This is a genomic window from Novosphingobium aeonii (assembly GCF_052279045.1).
In the GTDB taxonomy this organism is placed as follows: domain Bacteria; phylum Pseudomonadota; class Alphaproteobacteria; order Sphingomonadales; family Sphingomonadaceae; genus Novosphingobium.
In genome coordinates this window covers 3,024,930-3,041,598 of sequence record NZ_CP176832.1, presented here as the reverse complement: position 1 = coordinate 3,041,598, position 16,669 = coordinate 3,024,930, and the positions used below count along the sequence as shown (strand labels likewise).

Below are 16,669 nucleotides of genomic sequence, written 5' to 3'. Positions count from 1 at the left end.
AACTCAAGTGAAAACCCCGCCCGGCCAGATGTTTTTCAGGACGGGCGGGGTCTGCAACTCAGAGGTCGATGAGGAGACGGGTGGGATCCTCGATCGCTTCCTTGATCGTCTTGAGCGCGGTGACCGCTTCACGGCCGTCGATCAGGCGGTGATCGTAGGACAGCGCGATGTACATCATCGGGCGGATCACGATCTCGCCGTTACGGACGACCGGGCGATCCTCGATGCGGTGCAGGCCGAGCACGGCCGACTGCGGAGGGTTGATGATCGGGGTCGACATCAGGCCGCCGAACACGCCGCCGTTGGAGATCGTGAAGGTGCCGCCGGCCATGTCGGCCATGGTCAGCGTGCCTTCCTTGGCCTTCTTGCCGAAGTTCGCGATCGCCTTCTCGATGCCGGCGAAGCCGAGCTTGTCGCAGTCCTTCACGACCGGAACGACGAGGCCGTTCGGGGCCGAGACGGCGATCGAGATGTCGACGTAGTCGTGATAGACGATCTGGTCGCCGTCGATCTGGGCGTTGACCGCCGGGATGTCCTTCAGCGCCAGGACCGAAGCCTTGGCGAAGAACGACATGAAGCCGAGCTTGATGCCGTGCTTCTTCTGGAACACGTCCTTGTACTTCTCGCGCGCCTCGATGACGGCCGACATGTCGACGTCGTTGAAGGTGGTGAGAAGCGCGGCGTTGTCCTGCGCGGACTTCAGGCGCTTGGCGATGGTCTGGCGCAGGCGCGTCATCTTGACGCGTTCTTCGTTGCGCGCAGCCGGAGCGGCGGCGGCCGAAGCGGCGACAGGCGCCGAGGCGGGCTTGTTCTTGGCGGCTTCAAGGACGTCGTCCTTGGTGATGCGGCCGTCCTTGCCGGTGCCCTTGATGGTGGCCGGGTCGATGCCGTGTTCCAGGATCGCGCGGCGGACGGCCGGCGACAGGACCGAGGAACCGGCCGAACCTTCGTCGGCGGCAGCAGCCGCGGCCGGGGCGACGGCGGCAGCCGCGGGGGCCGGAGCCGGAGCGGCGGCGGCCGGTGCTGCGGCAGCCTTGGGAGCGGCGGCGGCGCCGGTGCCTTCCTCGATCGTGGCGATCAGCGCGCCGACGACGACGGTGTCGCCTTCCTTGGCGATCTGCTGGCCCATGACGCCCGCGTGGGGCGCCATGACGTCGATCGCGACCTTGTCGGTCTCGAGGCTGGCAATGGGCTCGTCAGCGGCAACGGCTTCGCCGGGCTGCTTCAGCCACTGGCCGATGGTGGCTTCGGCGACGGATTCCCCGAGGACGGGGACCTTGACTTCGGTGGTCATGATTTATCTCAAGCCTTCTGCTTGCGACGGAGTTCGGAACGAACGGAAAGATGCAGCGCATCGGCGACCAGCGCAGCCTGTTCGGCAACGTGGCGCTTGGCGAGACCGGTGGCAGGCGAGGCCGAGGCATTGCGACCGGCATAGCGCGGACGCGGCTGGGCGACGCCGGCTTCCTTGGCGGCAGCCTCGATCTGCGATTCGACGAAGAACCAGGAACCGTTGTTCTGCGGTTCTTCCTGGCACCAGACGACCTCTTCGAGGTTCGGCATGCGCGCCAGGCGCTTTGCCAGCGGCTCGCCCGGGAAGGGATAGAGCTGCTCGATGCGGATGATCTGGGTGTCGTCGATCTCGGCGGCATCGCGGGCTTCGAGCAGGTCGTAGAAGACCTTGCCCGAGCACAGGATGACCTTCTTGGTGGCCGCATCTTCCGAAGCCCTGGGGTCGGAGAGGATGCGCGAGAAGGTGCCGGTGGTGAACTCCGAGGCCTGCGACTTTGCCAGCGGGTGGCGAAGCAGCGACTTCGGGGTCATGATGATCAGCGGCTTGCGGAACGGACGGTGCATCTGACGGCGCAGAACGTGGAAGTAGTTCGCGGGCGTCGTGATGTTGCAGACCTGGATGTTGTCCTGTGCGCAGAGCTGCAGGTAACGTTCCAGACGGGCCGACGAGTGCTCCGGACCCTGGCCTTCGTAGCCGTGGGGCAGCAGCATGACGAGGCCGTTGGCGCGCAGCCACTTGGACTCCGCCGAGGCGACGTACTGGTCGATGATGATCTGCGCACCGTTGGCGAAGTCACCGAACTGGGCTTCCCAGAGCACCAGCGTCTTCGGGTCGGCGCTGGCGAAGCCGTACTCGAAGCCGAGCACGCCATATTCCGAAAGCGTCGAGTTCAGGACCTCGAAGCGGCCGTGGGGCAGGGTGGTGAGCGGCGTGTACTTGTGCTCGTCCTTCTGGTCGACCCAGACGGAGTGACGCTGCGAGAAGGTGCCGCGTTCGCAGTCCTGGCCGGACAGGCGCACGTTGTAGCCTTCGGTGACGAGGCTGCCGAAAGCGAGAGCTTCCGCCGTGGCCCAGTCGAAGCCGTCGCCCGACTTGAACATCTCTTCCTTGGCCGCCAGCACGCGGGCCAGCGTCTTGTGGACGGTCAGGCCTTCGGGAACGGTGGTCAGGGTACGGCCGAGGCTGTCGAACAGCTTGGTCTCGATCGTGGTGTCGACGTTGCGGCGCGCGGTTTCGGGATCGGCAGGCTTGTGGAAGCCGCTCCACTGGCCGGAGAACCAGTCGGCCTGGTTGGCCTTGTAGGTCTTGGCCGCCTCGAACTGCTCTTCGAGATGCGCGGTGAAGTCCGCTTCGGTCTTCGCCAGGAAGGTGTCGTCGATGACGCCGTCCTGCTTCAGACGGTCGCCATAGATCTGGCTGACCGGCGGATGCTGGCGGATCTTCTGGTACATCAGCGGCTGCGTGAAGCCGGGCTCGTCGCCTTCGTTGTGGCCGAAGCGGCGATAGCACCACATGTCGATCACGATGTCGCGGCCGAAGGTCTGGCGATAGTCGATCGCCAGCTTGCACGCGAACGTCACCGCAGCCGGATCGTCGCCGTTGACGTGCAGGATCGGGGCCTGGACGCCCTTCGCCACGTCGGACGGGTACGGCGAGTTGCGCGCGAACTGCGGGCTCGTCGTGAAGCCGATCTGGTTGTTGATGATGAAGTGGATGCAACCGCCGGTGTTGTAGCCCTTCACGCCCGAGAGGCCGAAGCACTCCCAGATGATGCCCTGGCCGGCGAAGGCCGCGTCACCGTGGATCAGGACCGGCAGCACCTGCTTGTGCTTGGCGCCGGGGCCGATGTCGTCGCCGATGTCGTCGGCGATGGTCTGGTAGGCGCGGACCTTGCCCAGCACGACCGGGTCGACCGTTTCGAGGTGCGACGGGTTGGGCATCAGGCTCATGTGGACCTTGATGCCGTCGAACTCACGGTCGGCCGAAGTGCCGAGGTGGTACTTCACGTCGCCCGAGCCGCCCACGTCTTCCGGGTTGGCGGTGCCGCCCGAGAATTCGTGGAAGATGACCTTGTAGGGCTTGGCAAGCACGTTGGCGAGAACGTTCAGGCGGCCGCGGTGGGCCATGCCGTACACGATTTCCTTCACGCCCAGCGCGCCGCCGTACTTGATCACGGCTTCGAGCGCCGGGATCATGGCTTCGCCGCCGTCAAGGCCGAAGCGCTTGGTGCCGACGTACTTCTTGCCGAGGAACTTCTCGTACTGCTCGCCGCGGACGACGGCCTGAAGGATTGCCTTCTTGCCTTCGGCGGTGAACTCGATTTCCTTGTTCGCGCCTTCCATCCGCTCCTGGAGGAAACGGCGTTCCTCGACATCGGCGATGTGCATGTATTCGAGGCCGACCTTGCCGCAATAGTTCGCGCGCAGGATCTGCACGATCTCGCGAACGGTCGTCCATTCGAGGCCGAGCGCGCCGCCGACGTAGACCGGACGGTCCTGCGCGGCGCCTACGAAGCCGTGGTATTCGGGCGTGAGGTCAGCGGGAAGCTGGCGCTGGTTGAGGCCGAGCGGGTCGAGATCGGCTGCCAGGTGACCGCGCACGCGATATGTGCGGATCAGCATCATGGCGCGGATTGCGTCGGCCGCGGCTTCGTCTATGCGGGACTGGTCGACCTTCTGGCCGCCCTTTGCCGCTGCCTTCTCGATCTGGACCTTGAGCGCGCTGGGGTCGAGGCCCTGGGTCAGGTCGTCCTCGAATTCCGCTCCTACGAGCGGCCAGTTCTTGCGCTGCCAGCTCGGGCCGGCCTGCGGGCCGTCGAGGGCATCATCGGGGGTGAAGTCGAAACTTTCGTCGCCCATCGGGTGTCACCTTTTGTCGCGCCGGAAAACGGCCGGCGCTACCAAACTCGTTCTAGGACGATGGTCCCGATGGTGGGGGCCTCTTCGTCCGCATCGCGTCCGGCATCTCAAACGTGCCGGATCGCTCGTGGGTCCCGTGGCGGCGCGGGTCCGAAGACACGCGCCGCCCGCGGGGATAGTGTCAGGCGAGTTCCTTGAGGACTTCCACAAGGGTTTCACCCAGAAGCGACGGCGAGGCGGAGACGCGGATGCCCGCTTCTTCCATCGCCGCGATCTTGTCCTCGGCGCCGCCCTGGCCGCCCGACACGATCGCGCCGGCGTGGCCCATGCGGCGGCCCGGAGGCGCCGTGCGTCCGGCGATGAAGCCCGCCATGGGCTTCTTGCGGCCGCGCTTGGCTTCGTCCTTGAGGAACTGGGCCGCTTCTTCTTCGGCGCTGCCGCCGATTTCGCCGATCATGATGATCGACTTGGTCTCGTCGTCGGCCAGGAACAGTTCCAGCACGTCGATGAAGTTGGTGCCGTTGACCGGGTCGCCGCCGATGCCGACAGCGGTGGTCTGGCCCAGGCCCGCGTTGGTGGTCTGGAACACGGCTTCATAGGTGAGCGTGCCCGAGCGCGAGACGACGCCGACCGAACCCTTGGAGAAGATGCTGCCGGGCATGATGCCGATCTTGCATTCGCCGGGGGTCAGGACGCCGGGGCAGTTCGGACCGATCAGGCGCGACTTCGAGCCCGAAAGGGCGCGCTTCACGCGGACCATGTCGAGAACCGGGATACCCTCGGTGATCGCGACGATCAGTTCCATCTCGGCGTCGATCGCCTCGAGGATCGAGTCGGCGGCGAACGGCGGCGGAACGTAGATGCAGGTGGCGGTCGCACCGGTCGCGGCCTTGGCTTCGGCGACGGTGTTGTAGTTCGGCAGACCGATGTGGGTCGTGCCGCCCTTGCCCGGAGTCACGCCGGCAACCATCTGGGTGCCATAGGCGAGCGCCTGCTCGGTGTGGAAGGTGCCGGTGGCACCGGTCATACCCTGGGTAATGACCTTGGTGTTCTTGTTGACGAGAATGGACATAGGGGAATCCTAATTCCTGTTCCTGGTGTAGGCCGATTCCGGCTTGGGAAGCGCCATGGCGCAAATTCCGCGAAGTGCAACCGTCCAAGTCGTAAAATCAACGGGCCAGTAAGCCGAGCCCGGCCCGCTCCGGCACTTTGCCGGGCGGGCCGGGCCGGTCAAACGGATCAGGCCAGCGAGCCGTCGATCGCCTTGCAGGCGACCAGCAGTTCCTTGACCGCGTCGATCGAGACCTGGAGACCGGCCTTCGCCTTCTCGTTCAGCTCGATCTCGATGACCTGCTCGACGCCATCGGCGCCGATCACGACGGGCACGCCGACATAGAGGCCGTCGACGCCGTACTGGCCTTCGAGGTGCGCGGCACAGGGCAGGACGCGCTTCTGGTCGCCCAGGTACGATTCAGCCATGGCGATCGCCGAAGCGGCGGGAGCGTAGAAGGCCGAGCCGGTCTTCAGCAGGGCCACCACTTCGCCGCCGCCGTTGGCGGTGCGCTTGACGATGGCGTCGATGCGCTCCTGGGTGGTCTTGCCCATCTTGATGAGGTCGGGAACCGGGATGCCCTTGACGGTCGAGTATTCGACCACCGGCACCATGGTGTCGCCGTGGCCGCCGAGCACGAACGAGGTCACGTCGCGGACCGAAACGCCGAATTCCCAGGCCAGGAAGGTCGAGAAGCGGGCCGAGTCCAGCACGCCGGCCATGCCGACGACCTTGTTGTGGGGCAGGCCCGAGAATTCGCGCAGCGCCCAGACCATCGCGTCGAGCGGGTTGGTGATGCAGATCACGAAAGCGTCGGGTGCGTTGGCGGCGATGCCTTCGCCGACTGCCTTCATCACCTTGAGGTTGATGCCCAGCAGGTCGTCGCGGCTCATGCCCGGCTTGCGGGCGACACCGGCGGTGACGATGATGACGTCGGCGCCGGCAATGTCGGCATAGTCGTTGGTGCCGGTGATCTTGGCGTCGAAGCCCTCGACGGGACCGCACTGCGACAGGTCGAGCGCCTTGCCCTGCGGCAGGCCTTCTGCGACGTCGAAGAGGACGATGTCGCCCAGTTCCTTCTGCGCGGCGAGGTGCGCGAGGGTGCCGCCGATGTTGCCGGCGCCGATGAGGGCAATCTTCTTACGAGCCATGATGCTTGCTTGTCCTTCCCAGAGGCGGGATCGACGGACGAAAAGGCGGCCTGCTGTGTCCCGCTAAAGGCAGGTGCCGGTGTTCAACGAGGGGCGACCTACGCCCCTCAAACCGACATTGCAACCGTGAAAAGCCCGCGCAAAGGGCTGGTGGGGCAGTTTTTACTGATAATAGTTCGCAATTGCAATAGTGGGCGGGAATGCGCGGAAAACGGGCCCGGGAAGCGGGGTTCGGAGCCTGTTTTGCGCAACCCGGCGGGCGCAGATTGCATCCAAGTGTCTCGCACGGCGGTATGACAGGCAAGCGTCGGGGAGGGCGAGTCGCCTTGGAGGAAGGGCAGGCGGTCGCGAGTCACGGCGGCGGCGGCGAGACTGTCAGGCGTTCGTGGTGAGCCGTCTGGCGAAGGCTTCGGCCATGCGGTGATCGAGCTGCCGGCAGATGGCGATCCACCAGTCGCAGGCCGCGATGTCCCCCGCGAGGCGCGCGGCGGCGGCATTGGCGCGGGCATGGGAGGCGGCGGACAGGCCGTGGCGGGCGAAATGGCGCAAGGCTTCGGCGAAGATGCGCTCGTTCGCGGCCAGGGTGGCCGCATCCTGCTGCTGCGCGGTGGCGTGCCCCTCCGTCCGCGGCCGGCGCGTTCGGCGACGAGTGCCGTTGTCGTTGACCGCGCCGAGCGGCACGGATGGACACAGCGCTCGCACGATCACAGGACACGTCCCGCCTTTGGCGGCGGAGAAGCGGATTGCCATGGTATCGGGCCTCTTGTCTTCGGCGTTAGGGGGTGGTGCCGCGACCCCGTTATAGGATTGCAGGCGCTAAGCCTTAATGAGGGCGTATGGTTGCCGAAACCTTGAGAGGGGAATCGGGAGGTTTACTGAACCGGTTGCCCGATCCAGCGCCCGGAATTGGCATACTCGGGCCTGATCCCATGGGCCTCGGGCAGGTTCCTCGCCCGGTATAGCGCTTCGCCGCCCCGTTCGCGCACATCGCTGGCATAGGCAGGGACGGCGGCCTGCACGAGGGTGGCCGGAGCGGAGGCGGGCTGGATGGCGGTGTCCGGCCGGATCGGGGTTGCCGCCTCGAAGGCGCGCTGCACCGCGAGCGGGTCCAGCGCGGCGTTGGCGACCGCGCTGGCGGCGGAATCGTCATGGCGATGCGGCGCGGCGAGCGGCTCCCCGCCGAAGTAGGCGAAGCGGAAGGCCGAAGGGCTCCCCGCCGGTCCGCTCAGGGCATAGAAACGGTGCGCGCCGATCGTCGAGAGATAATGGAGGCTCGGCGCCCAGTAGGGATTGACCTGGACGGTGTGGTAATGCGTGGCCAGGCCGACCGGCGCGTAGACGTAGCCGGAAAGCGCCGCGCGGGCGACTTCCTGCGCACGCTGCCAGAAGAAGCGCTGCGGCGCGCGTGCCAGCGACCCGTCGCAGGTGAAGGAGAACTGGCAGCCGGTCGAGCGCTCGGAGCCCTGGTAGACCACGCCGCAGACGGTCTTGGGATAGGCGGGATGGGCCAGCCGGTTGAGTACGACCTGCGCCACCGCGCGCTGGCCGGCATCCGGCTCGCTGGCGGCCTCATAGTAGATTGCGGCGGTCAGGCACTGGAGCGCGCGGCTGCGGTCCACCCCGGAATTGTCGATGCGCAGCGCGCGGGCGACCGGGCCGGGGCCGGTCACGCCGTCATCGGCATCGGAATGAATGCCTTCGCCGATCCTGAGCACCGGTTCTTCGGCATCGAGATAGTAGAAGGCCGAACCGGGGAAGCTGGCTCCGGCCTGCTCGAAGGGCATCGGCAGGACCGTCTGTTCGGGCGACCGCGCATCGGCGATGGAGAATTGCTGCCAGGAGCCCGGCGAGGCGAAGGCGGGCAGTGCCACGGCGGCCAGTGCGGCGAAACCCAGCGACCAGCGCCGGCGCGCGCGGCGTGCGACATGTCGCCGGCCGCCGCGCGCGAAGTGCCCGCGGAAATCGCGCGGACGCGCTTCCCAGGGTTCGAGGCAGGCAGGAAGGGCGGCAGCGGTCACGAATAGTCCTCTTGGCGCGTCCTTTCGGGGGACGGGCGCATCTTGCGCCTAACCCGCTTTGCGGCGCGCGGCATCCCTGCAGATCGGCACGTCCCGAAGCGGTACAGGCCCTGCCGATAGCCTTAATGGCTTAAGAGAATCTTCCGGTTTTCCCGGCGGCGATACCTGGCGCGGCCTTTACCGGCACTGCTTGCCAATCCTCGCGCCGGACAGTATCGGCGCAAGCGACGTCATGGGTGGCCCGGAGCCGGGCCCCAGGATTGGAACCTGGTGGGAATTTCGGCGAAAGCCCGAAGCTGCCCCCGCAACTGTGACCGGGGAGCGCCCCCTCCACGCGATGCCACTGGGTCAAACCGGGAAGGCGGAGGCGGCGCGGCGATCCGGAAGCCAGGAGACCTGCCCTTGACGGTCGTTCCGCAGCCGGGCGGGGTGTCCCGGCATGCAGCGAGCACGCGCGCATGAGGAAAGGCGCGCGTCTCCGCCATGGACGGCAATGTCGTTCAAGGTTGGAGGAATTACCGTGAAGTATCTGTTTCTGCTGGGGACGGCCCTGTCCGTCGCCACTCCCGCGCTGGCGGACGAAGCCGCAAACGATAGCATCGCAGCGGACGGCATCGTCGTCACCGCGACCCGCACCGAGACCCCGGTGAGCGAGATCGGCCAGTCGGTCTCGGTCGTCACCCGCGAGGATATCGAGCGTACCCAGGCGGTCACCGCCACCGATGTGCTGGCCCGCCTGCCGGGCGTGACCTTCACCCAGTCCGGCGGCTTCGGCCAGCCCGCAAGCGTGTTCATCCGGGGCGCCGAGAATGCGCAGAGCCTCGTGCTTATCGACGGTGTGCGCATCAACGATCCGGGCGATGTCGGCGGCGGCTTCGACTTCGGCAGCCTGACCGTCGGCCAGTTCGACCGTATCGAAGTGGTGCGCGGCTCTTCCGGCGTTCTCTGGGGCAGCCGCGCCATCGGCGGCGTCGTCAACCTCATCACCGCGCGCCCGACCGAGCAGTGGACCGCGCGCGGCCAGGCCGAATATGGGTGGCGCGACCAGAAGCAGCTCGGCGCCTCGGCGGCGGGCAAAGTGGGACCGGTCGGCCTGACGCTGGGCGGCAACTGGCTCAAGGGCGACGGCTATTCCGCCTTCGACGAGCGCCTCGGCGGTAAGGAAAAGGACGGCTTCGAAAGCAAGAGCGCCAATGCCCGGGCCGAAGTGGAACTGGTAAGCGGCCTGTCCGCCGACGCCGGGACCTACTGGACCAAGGCCAACTACGATTACGACAACACCGGCGCCGATGCCCTGAACGTGGGCATGAAGCGCGACACGGTGGGCTATGCGAACCTTCGCTATAAGGGGCTCGACGGCCGCCTGACCGCGCGCGTGGGCTACGGCCTCACCGACACCCGCCGCATCTCGGACGACGCGGTCTTCGGTCCCTACACCACCAACGGCCGCGCGGACCGCTTCGAGGGGCAGGTTTCCTTCAGCCCGATCGACATGGCCAGCATCCTGCTGGGCGCGGAGACCGAGAAGCAGAAATTCTCGAGCGATTACGCGAAGGACTCGACCTCGATCGACAGCTACTTCGGCATGCTGACGCTGCGTCCGGTCACCGGACTGACCCTGAACGGCGGGCTGCGCTACGACGACAATTCGGACTTCGGCCACAAGACCACGTTCTCGGCCAATGGCGCCTGGGTGATCGGCGGCGGCGAAAGCGCGCCGATCCTGCGCGCCAGCTATGGCGAGGGCTTCAAGGCGCCGTCGCTTTACCAGCTCTATACCAATGGCGGTTTCCGCGCGCTCGATCCCGAGACTTCGAAGTCGTGGGACGTGGGCGTCGAGCAGCCCTTCGCGGAAGGGCACGGGACGTTCTCGGTCACCTATTTCGACCGCAAGACCAAAAACCTGATCGACTACGATCTGGCCGAATGGAACTACTACAATGTCGGCCGGGCCCGCGCGAAGGGCGTGGAACTGGGGATGCAGGTGAGCGACTGGAACGGCTTCGACATGAGCCTTTCCGCCACGTACCTCGACGCCACCAACGAGGACACCGGCAAGCAGCTGGCCCGCCGTCCCAAGACCAACCTCTACGCCAGCCTCGACAAGCACTGGTCGGACGGCTTCCGCCTCGGCGCGGACCTGCGCGTGGGCGGGGGGCGCTATGACGACGTGGCGAACACCTATTATCTTGGCGGCAATGTCGTGGTGGGCCTGCGCACGGCTTATGACGTGACGCGGAACATCCAGCTCTATGGCCGGGTCGAGAACCTGTTCGACGAGCACTACGAAGTGGTGCGGACATACGGCACGCCGGGCCGCGCGGCTTATGCCGGGGTTCGGGTGAAGATGTGATCCGAGCGCTTTCCCTGACACGGTCGGGACGGGGAAGGCGCAAGGCCCGCCTGCTCGCCGCCGCGCTGGCTCTTGCCGGCCCGGTGGCGGCGCTGGCGGGATGCGGGGGCGGCGATGCGGCCGACGCGCCCGGTTCCGCGAAGGCCAGTGGTCATCCCACGATCGTCTCGCTCAACCCCTGCACGGACGCGATCCTTGCCGAAGTGACAGGGCCGGGCCAGTTGCTGGCGATCTCGAACTACAGCCACGATCCCGAGAGCAGTTCGATGCCGATGGAAGCGGCGCGTCGTTTCAGGGCGGTTTCGGGATCGGTGGAGGAAGTGGCGAGGATCGGCCCGCGTGTCGTCGTCGCCAGCGCCTTCCTCGATCCCGCAAGCGAGGCGGCGTTCCGGCGGCTGGGGTTCGAGCTGGTCAAGGTTCCGATAGCCTCCGACCTTCGGGCCGCGCGCGAGCAGGTGCGCCAGCTTGCACGGCTGGCCGGGCATCCCGAACGGGGCGAGCGGCTGGTCCAGCGGATCGATGCGGCCGTGGCCCGAAACGCGCCGCCTGCCGGAATGCGGCAAATTCCGGCACTGGTGTGGGAATCCGGTGGACTGGTGGCCGGAGACCGGACCCTGATCGTTGACATGATGGAGCACACCGGCTTTACGAATATTGCCGGCGCGCGCGGCCTCTCCCAGGCCGATTATCTGCCCTTGGAGCATGTGCTGGCGGACCCGCCGCGCGTGGTCTTCGCGGTAGGCGATCCGCTCGCCGAGGAGGACCGAATGCTGCATCACCCGGCGCTTTCCGCGCTGACCAGTACCCGGCGTTTCTTGCTGAGCCGCTCCATCCTGTGGTGCGGGGGGCCAACCATTCCGCGTGCGCTCGACGAACTCGCGGCGGCGCGCCGGGCGCTGGCCTCGCCGGAGCCATTGGGCGATTGGACTGTTTCCCTCAGACCATGAACCTGCGTTTTGTCCTGCTGCTGGCTCTCGCGCTTTGTGTCGCGGTGCCTTTGTCGCTGCTGGCGGGCCGCGTTTGGATCAACCCTTTTTCCCCGGAACTTCAGAACGCATCGATCATCCTCGTGCAGCTGCGACTGCCGCGCGCGGTATTGGCGCTGGTGCTCGGCGCCGGGCTGGGCGCGGCGGGGGCGGCGATGCAGGGCTACCTGCGCAATCCGCTTGCCGACCCCGGCCTGTTCGGCATAGCGCCCGGCGCGGCGCTGGGCGCGGTGCTGAGCTTCTGGACCGGCTATGCCTCGGCGCCTTGGATGCTGCCGGTCTTCGCGCTGGTCGGCGCGGGCGGGGCGATGACCCTGCTGGCGCTGATCGCCGGGCGCGGCGGCGGTGTGGCGTTGTTCACGCTGGCCGGGCTCATGGTTTCCAGTCTTGCCGGCGCACTGATGAGCCTTGCCATCAGCCTCTCCCCGTCGCCTTTCGCGATGAGCGAGATCGTTACCTGGATGATGGGCTCGCTGGCGGACCGTTCATGGCGGGAGGTCTGGATTGCCATGCCGCTGACCCTGGGCGGCATCGGCGTGCTGATCTACGCGGGGCGCGATCTCGATGCGATGACCCTGGGGGAGATGGCCGCCCGCTCGCTCGGCGTGGAGCCGCTGCGGCTTCAGGCGCTGATGATCCTGGGCGTGGGCCTGATTGTCGGTTCGGGCGTGGCGGTGGCGGGCATCATCGGCTTCGTCGGCCTGATGGTGCCGCATCTCGTGCGACCGATGACGGACCGCAAGCCGTCCTCGCTGCTCGTGCCTTCCGCGCTGGCGGGCGCTTTGCTGCTGCTCATGGCCGACTGTCTCTGCCGCATCCTGCCGCTGACCGGCGGCGAACTGCGGCTCGGCATCGCGCTCAGCCTGCTGGGCGCGCCGTTCTTCCTGCGCCTGCTGCTCAGGATGCGCCAGGGCATGGTGGCATGAGCTTCGGCGCTGACAAGGTCACTGTCGCCGGGCGGCTGGAGGATGTCTCGCTCAACTGCCGCCGCGGCATGATAACCGCGATCTGCGGGCCCAACGGCGCGGGCAAGTCCACGCTGCTTTCCGTGATCGCGGGGCTGCTCAAGCCCGATGGCGGCCGCGCCGTGATGGGCGGGCGGGCGCTTTCCGCGGTATCGCTGGCGCAGCGCGCGCAGTGGATCGGCTACCTGCCGCAGACGCCGGAAGTGGCCTGGGATGTCTCTGTCGAAGTGCTGATCTCGCTCGGCCGCCTGCCATGGCGCGGTGCTCCGGCCGCCGAGACGCAGGAAGCGATCGAGGACGCCATCGCCGCGATGGACCTTCAGGACTTGCGCCACCGTCCGGTCTCCACCCTTTCCGGCGGCGAACGCGCCCGCGCGCTCATGGCCCGCGTGCTGGCTACCCAGCCCGGCTGGCTGCTTGCCGACGAACCTTTCGCCAGCCTCGACCTTGCGCACGGTGCGGCGCTGATGCAGCGCTTCCGCCAGCAGGCGCGGGCCGGGAAGGGCGTCGTCCTCGTGCTTCATGATCTGGCGACGGCGATGAACCATGCCGATCAGGTGCTGGTGCTGGCCAAGGGCCGGGTGGAGGCCGAAGGCCCGCCCGAGATGGCCCTCTCGCGCGAGGTCATCAGCCGCGTGTGGAACTGCCCGGCGCACTGGCTGGGCGACCCCGGCGAACGCGCCCTCTCGATCGGCGCGCCGGCACCGCTGGCGGTGGATTTCCGGCAGCAGTTCTAGGCGGGGTCGGAATGAAACAAAAAACGCCGCCCCGTTTCCGGAGCGGCGTTTCGTGCATGGATTATCCCGGCGTTACTGGGCCTTCGGCGCCAGACCGCGCGCTTCCAGCATCGGTTCGACCTTGGGGTCGTGCCCGGTGAAGTCGCGGTAGAGCTGGGCGAAGTCCTTGGTGTGGCCCTGGCCGAGGAACGACTTGCGGATGTGGTCGCCGTTGGCGCGGGTCATGCCGCCGTGCTTTTCCACCCAGTCCCAGCCGTCGTGTGCCAGCATCTCGGTCCAGATGTACGAGTAGTATCCGGCCGCGTAGCCGTTATCCCAGATGTGGCGGAAGTAGGGCGTCTTGTAGCGCGGCGGGATCAGGTCGGTGTTGAGCCCGGTCGCGGCCAGCGCCTTGGCTTCGAAGGCCATCGGCGGCTGCGCGGCTTCCTCGGGGGAGAGCTGGTGCCACTGGATGTCGAGCATCGCCGCCGAAAGCGTTTCGCCCAGGCCCAGGCCCTGGTTGAAGGTCTTCGCCGCCTCGATCTTGGCGATCAGGTCCGAGGGGATCGTCGCGCCGGTCTGGTAATGCTTGGCGTAGTGGTTGAGCACGGCGGGGATCGTCGCGAAGTTCTCGTTGAACTGGCTGGGGAATTCCACGAAGTCACGCGCGGTGTTGGTGCCCGAGAGCGAGGGGTACTTCTGGCTGGCGAAGAAGCCGTGCAGCGCATGGCCGAACTCGTGGAACATGGTCTCCACGTCGTCGAAGCTGGCGAGCGCGGGTTCGCCATCGGCGGGCGGAGCGATGTTCAGGGTATTGCTGACCACCGGCTTTTCGCCCAGCAGGTAGGACTGCTCGACGAAGTTGTTCATCCAGGCGCCGCCCTTCTTGTTGGAGCGGGCGAAGGGATCATAGTAGAAGATCGCCAGCGACTTGCCGTCGGCGTCGAACACTTCATAGGCGCGCATGGTCGGGTGGTAGACCGGAAGGTCGGTGCGGCGCTTGAAGGTCAGGCCATAAGTCTGGTTCGCGGCGTAGAACACTCCGTCTTCCAGCGTGCGCCAGACTTCGAAGTAAGGCTTGATCTGGCTTTCATCGAGGTCGTACTTCGCCTTGCGGACCTTCTCGGCGTAGTAGGACCAGTCCCACGGCTCCAGCTTGATGGCCTGTCCGTCGGCCTTGGCGGCGGCTTCGAGCATGGCGGCCTCGCGGTCCTGCGTGGCGCGCAGCGCGGGGACGAAGCCCTTCATGAACTCCATCGCCTGACCCGGCGTCTTCACCATGCGGTCGTACATCTGGTACGTCGCGAAGTCGGGCGCGCCGAGCAGCCTGGCCTTCTTTGCGCGCAGGGTGGCCATCTGGGTGACCATTGCGGTGGTGTCGTACTCGTCGCCGCCCGAAGTGCGGTTCACGCTGGCGTCCCACAGGATCTTGCGGCTGGCGCGGTTGTTGAGGCTGGTCAGCGCGGCCTGCTGCGTGGTGTTGCCCAGCGCCAGCATGAACTTGCCGGGATGGCCCTTTTCGGCGGCGAGCTTGGCGGCGGCGGCGATCTCTGCCTGCGAAAGCCCGTCGAGCTGCGCGGCGGTGTCGAAGATCGGCGCCTTGGCGGCGGTGGCCGTGGTCAGCTTCTGCGAGAAGGCGGTTTCGAGCTTGGCGATCTCGAGGTTCATCGCCTTCAGCTCGACCTTCTGTTCGGCCGAAAGCAGGGCGCCGCGGTGGACGAACTTGTCGTAAGTCGTCGCCAGCAGCATGGCGTCCTCGCCGGTCAGGGCCTTGCCCTGCGCGCTGTCGTGCACGGCCTTGACGCGGGCGAACAGCGCGTCGTCGAGGTAGATATCGTCGTTCAGCGCGGAAATCTGCGGGCTTACGGCGGTGTCGATCGCGTCGAGCGCATCGCTGGTGTTAGCCGAAGTGAGCTGGCTGAACACGTTGTAGACGCGGTCATAGAGCGTGCCCGCGCGCTCCATCGCGACGATGGTGTTCTGGAAAGTCGGCCTGGCCGTGTTCGCGGCGATCGCCTTGATCTCGGCGCGCTTGGCGGCAATGCCGGCCTCGATGGCGGGCTGCCAGTCGCTATCCTTGTACTGGGTGAAGTCCGGCGCGTGGAGCGGGAGCGTGCTGGGCTTCGCGAAGGGGCCGGCATAGGCCGGAGTGGCGGTGCCGGTCTTTGCGGTGCCAGTCTTTGCGGTGCCAGTCTTTGCGGTAGCGGTCACGGAAAATCCTCCAAGCAGCGCTGCGCCAAGCACGAAGGGGGCGGCAGCGGCCATGAGCCGGGTCTTCATCGTTGTTTTCTCCTGACTTCGGCAGCCGGTGGGGAATGGAGCGAAAGGGGAGCGGCTGCGCCGTGCCCGAGTGCTGCGAATTGGCTGCCGAGGTATCTAGGAGCAGGGTTGAAGCGCAGAAAACCGGGCCTTGCAAGCGCCGGTCAGGCTTTGGAAAACCTGTTGCTCAAAGGACGTATGCGACATTTCGCGGCGCATACGATTTCGCGCCGGAGCGCAATCAAGTTGCGCTCCGGCGCGTCGTACGGTCGCACCGACAGGGGGAATCGGGTCCGGTCAGTTGGACCGGAAGCGACCGTTGGACCAAACAAGCATGGGATCGGAATCGGGATCGCGTTCCTGCTTTTGCTCTTCGCGCTGGCGGTCCAGGATCAACGATCCGGTCTTGCGCGCGAAGCGACTGCGCCGGAACGGGATTTCGGCTCCGATATTCATTTCAGGCTCTCCTCTTTGGAGGAGGAACGCGGGTACGACGGGAAAGTTCCCGATGATCGGGCCAATTGATCGGACCAGTAATTCTCGAAGAGTTTCGCTTCAGGAAGACTGTAAAAGCGGGAAGGGCAGCCGGGTTCCCATGGCGGCGTCGGCCAGCGTATGCGCGTCGAGTTCGGCGAGAAAGGCGGCCATGGCCTTGCGCAGGATCCCGGTGAGGCCGCAGGCGCCCTGAAGCAGGCAGTTGCCGCAATCGGCGGGGCTCATGTTGGGTTCGGTCAGCCGCACGACTTCGCCCAGCGCGATTTCCCGTGCAGGGCGGCCGAGACGAAAACCGCCGCCCCGCCCGCGAACCGTCTCCAGCAGCCCGGCATTGCCGAGCAGGTTGACCACTTTCATCGCGTGATTGCGCGAGATCGCGTGCGCCTCTGCAACCTGGGCGATCGAGAACAGCCGCTCCGGCTCCACGGCGGCGTGGAGCAGGATGCGCAGGGCGTAGTCGGTGTGCGCGGTGAGGCGCAAGGGCGGTCTCCGGTTAAAATGATGCGCCGTATTTACATCTTTT

Annotated in this window: 13 protein-coding genes and 1 riboswitch; of the genes, 4 read left to right on the top strand and 9 right to left on the bottom strand. The window is 66.6% G+C overall.

Going from position 1 to position 16,669, the window contains the following annotated elements:
• Positions 1 to 58 precede the first annotated feature (58 nt).
• The 6 genes from odhB to ACLIMP_RS14560 all read right to left on the bottom strand — a co-directional run bounded on the left by odhB (position 59) and on the right by ACLIMP_RS14560 (position 8,372).
• The gene (gene odhB, locus ACLIMP_RS14585) at positions 59 to 1,294 is read right to left on the bottom strand and encodes a 2-oxoglutarate dehydrogenase complex dihydrolipoyllysine-residue succinyltransferase (RefSeq protein ID WP_185996887.1); all 1,236 of its coding nucleotides are present in this window, start codon (positions 1,292 to 1,294) and stop codon (positions 59 to 61) included.
• Between the two features lie 8 nt (positions 1,295 to 1,302).
• Positions 1,303 to 4,152 (bottom strand): 2-oxoglutarate dehydrogenase E1 component, encoded by a 2,850-nt coding sequence (locus tag ACLIMP_RS14580; RefSeq protein ID WP_324696379.1) that lies wholly within the window; start codon positions 4,150 to 4,152, stop codon positions 1,303 to 1,305.
• A 181-nt stretch (positions 4,153 to 4,333) separates the two neighbouring features.
• A complete protein-coding gene (gene sucD / locus ACLIMP_RS14575; RefSeq protein ID WP_132261868.1) occupies positions 4,334 to 5,224 on the bottom strand; it encodes a succinate--CoA ligase subunit alpha in 891 nt (296 codons plus the stop codon).
• A 167-nt stretch (positions 5,225 to 5,391) separates the two neighbouring features.
• The gene (gene mdh / locus ACLIMP_RS14570; RefSeq protein ID WP_185996889.1) at positions 5,392 to 6,354 is read right to left on the bottom strand and encodes a malate dehydrogenase; all 963 of its coding nucleotides are present in this window, start codon (positions 6,352 to 6,354) and stop codon (positions 5,392 to 5,394) included.
• A gap of 375 nt (positions 6,355 to 6,729) precedes the next feature.
• Positions 6,730 to 7,104, bottom strand: coding sequence for a hypothetical protein (locus ACLIMP_RS14565; RefSeq protein ID WP_185996890.1), 375 nt, complete (start codon positions 7,102 to 7,104; stop codon positions 6,730 to 6,732).
• Positions 7,105 to 7,226: 122 nt separating this feature from the next.
• The gene (locus ACLIMP_RS14560) at positions 7,227 to 8,372 is read right to left on the bottom strand and encodes a cell wall hydrolase (protein WP_292635994.1); all 1,146 of its coding nucleotides are present in this window, start codon (positions 8,370 to 8,372) and stop codon (positions 7,227 to 7,229) included.
• Between the two features lie 217 nt (positions 8,373 to 8,589).
• A riboswitch (cobalamin riboswitch) is annotated at positions 8,590 to 8,790 on the top strand.
• A gap of 102 nt (positions 8,791 to 8,892) precedes the next feature.
• On the opposite strand from ACLIMP_RS14560, the gene ACLIMP_RS14555 reads away from it, so the two are divergent.
• From ACLIMP_RS14555 to ACLIMP_RS14540, 4 genes are read left to right on the top strand one after another with little or no spacing between them, the layout of a single operon-like run.
• Positions 8,893 to 10,725: a TonB-dependent receptor domain-containing protein gene (locus ACLIMP_RS14555; RefSeq protein ID WP_324696371.1), complete on the top strand. Its 1,833-nt coding sequence runs from the start codon at positions 8,893 to 8,895 to the stop codon at positions 10,723 to 10,725.
• Positions 10,722 to 11,672 carry an ABC transporter substrate-binding protein gene (locus ACLIMP_RS14550; RefSeq protein ID WP_324696369.1) on the top strand — a complete coding sequence of 317 codons (951 nt, stop codon included), beginning with the start codon at positions 10,722 to 10,724 and terminating at the stop codon, positions 11,670 to 11,672. Before ACLIMP_RS14555 ends, ACLIMP_RS14550 begins: the two co-directional genes overlap by 4 nt.
• Positions 11,669 to 12,637: a FecCD family ABC transporter permease gene (locus ACLIMP_RS14545; protein WP_132469620.1), complete on the top strand. Its 969-nt coding sequence runs from the start codon at positions 11,669 to 11,671 to the stop codon at positions 12,635 to 12,637. Before ACLIMP_RS14550 ends, ACLIMP_RS14545 begins: the two co-directional genes overlap by 4 nt.
• Positions 12,634 to 13,413, top strand: a complete 780-nt coding sequence (locus ACLIMP_RS14540; RefSeq protein WP_054436881.1) for an ABC transporter ATP-binding protein — start codon at positions 12,634 to 12,636, stop codon at positions 13,411 to 13,413. Before ACLIMP_RS14545 ends, ACLIMP_RS14540 begins: the two co-directional genes overlap by 4 nt.
• Positions 13,414 to 13,485: 72 nt before the next feature.
• Here the strand turns inward: ACLIMP_RS14540 and ACLIMP_RS14535 are convergent, their stop codons facing one another.
• The 3 genes from ACLIMP_RS14535 to ACLIMP_RS14525 form a co-directional block, all read right to left on the bottom strand.
• Positions 13,486 to 15,672: a M3 family metallopeptidase gene (locus ACLIMP_RS14535; RefSeq protein ID WP_443477932.1), complete on the bottom strand. Its 2,187-nt coding sequence runs from the start codon at positions 15,670 to 15,672 to the stop codon at positions 13,486 to 13,488.
• 276 nt (positions 15,673 to 15,948) lie between these two features.
• Positions 15,949 to 16,107, bottom strand: a complete 159-nt coding sequence (locus tag ACLIMP_RS14530; protein WP_197282991.1) for a hypothetical protein — start codon at positions 16,105 to 16,107, stop codon at positions 15,949 to 15,951.
• Positions 16,108 to 16,206: 99 nt separating this feature from the next.
• Positions 16,207 to 16,626, bottom strand: coding sequence for an Rrf2 family transcriptional regulator (locus ACLIMP_RS14525; protein WP_324696362.1), 420 nt, complete (start codon positions 16,624 to 16,626; stop codon positions 16,207 to 16,209).
• Positions 16,627 to 16,669: the final 43 nt, after the last annotated feature.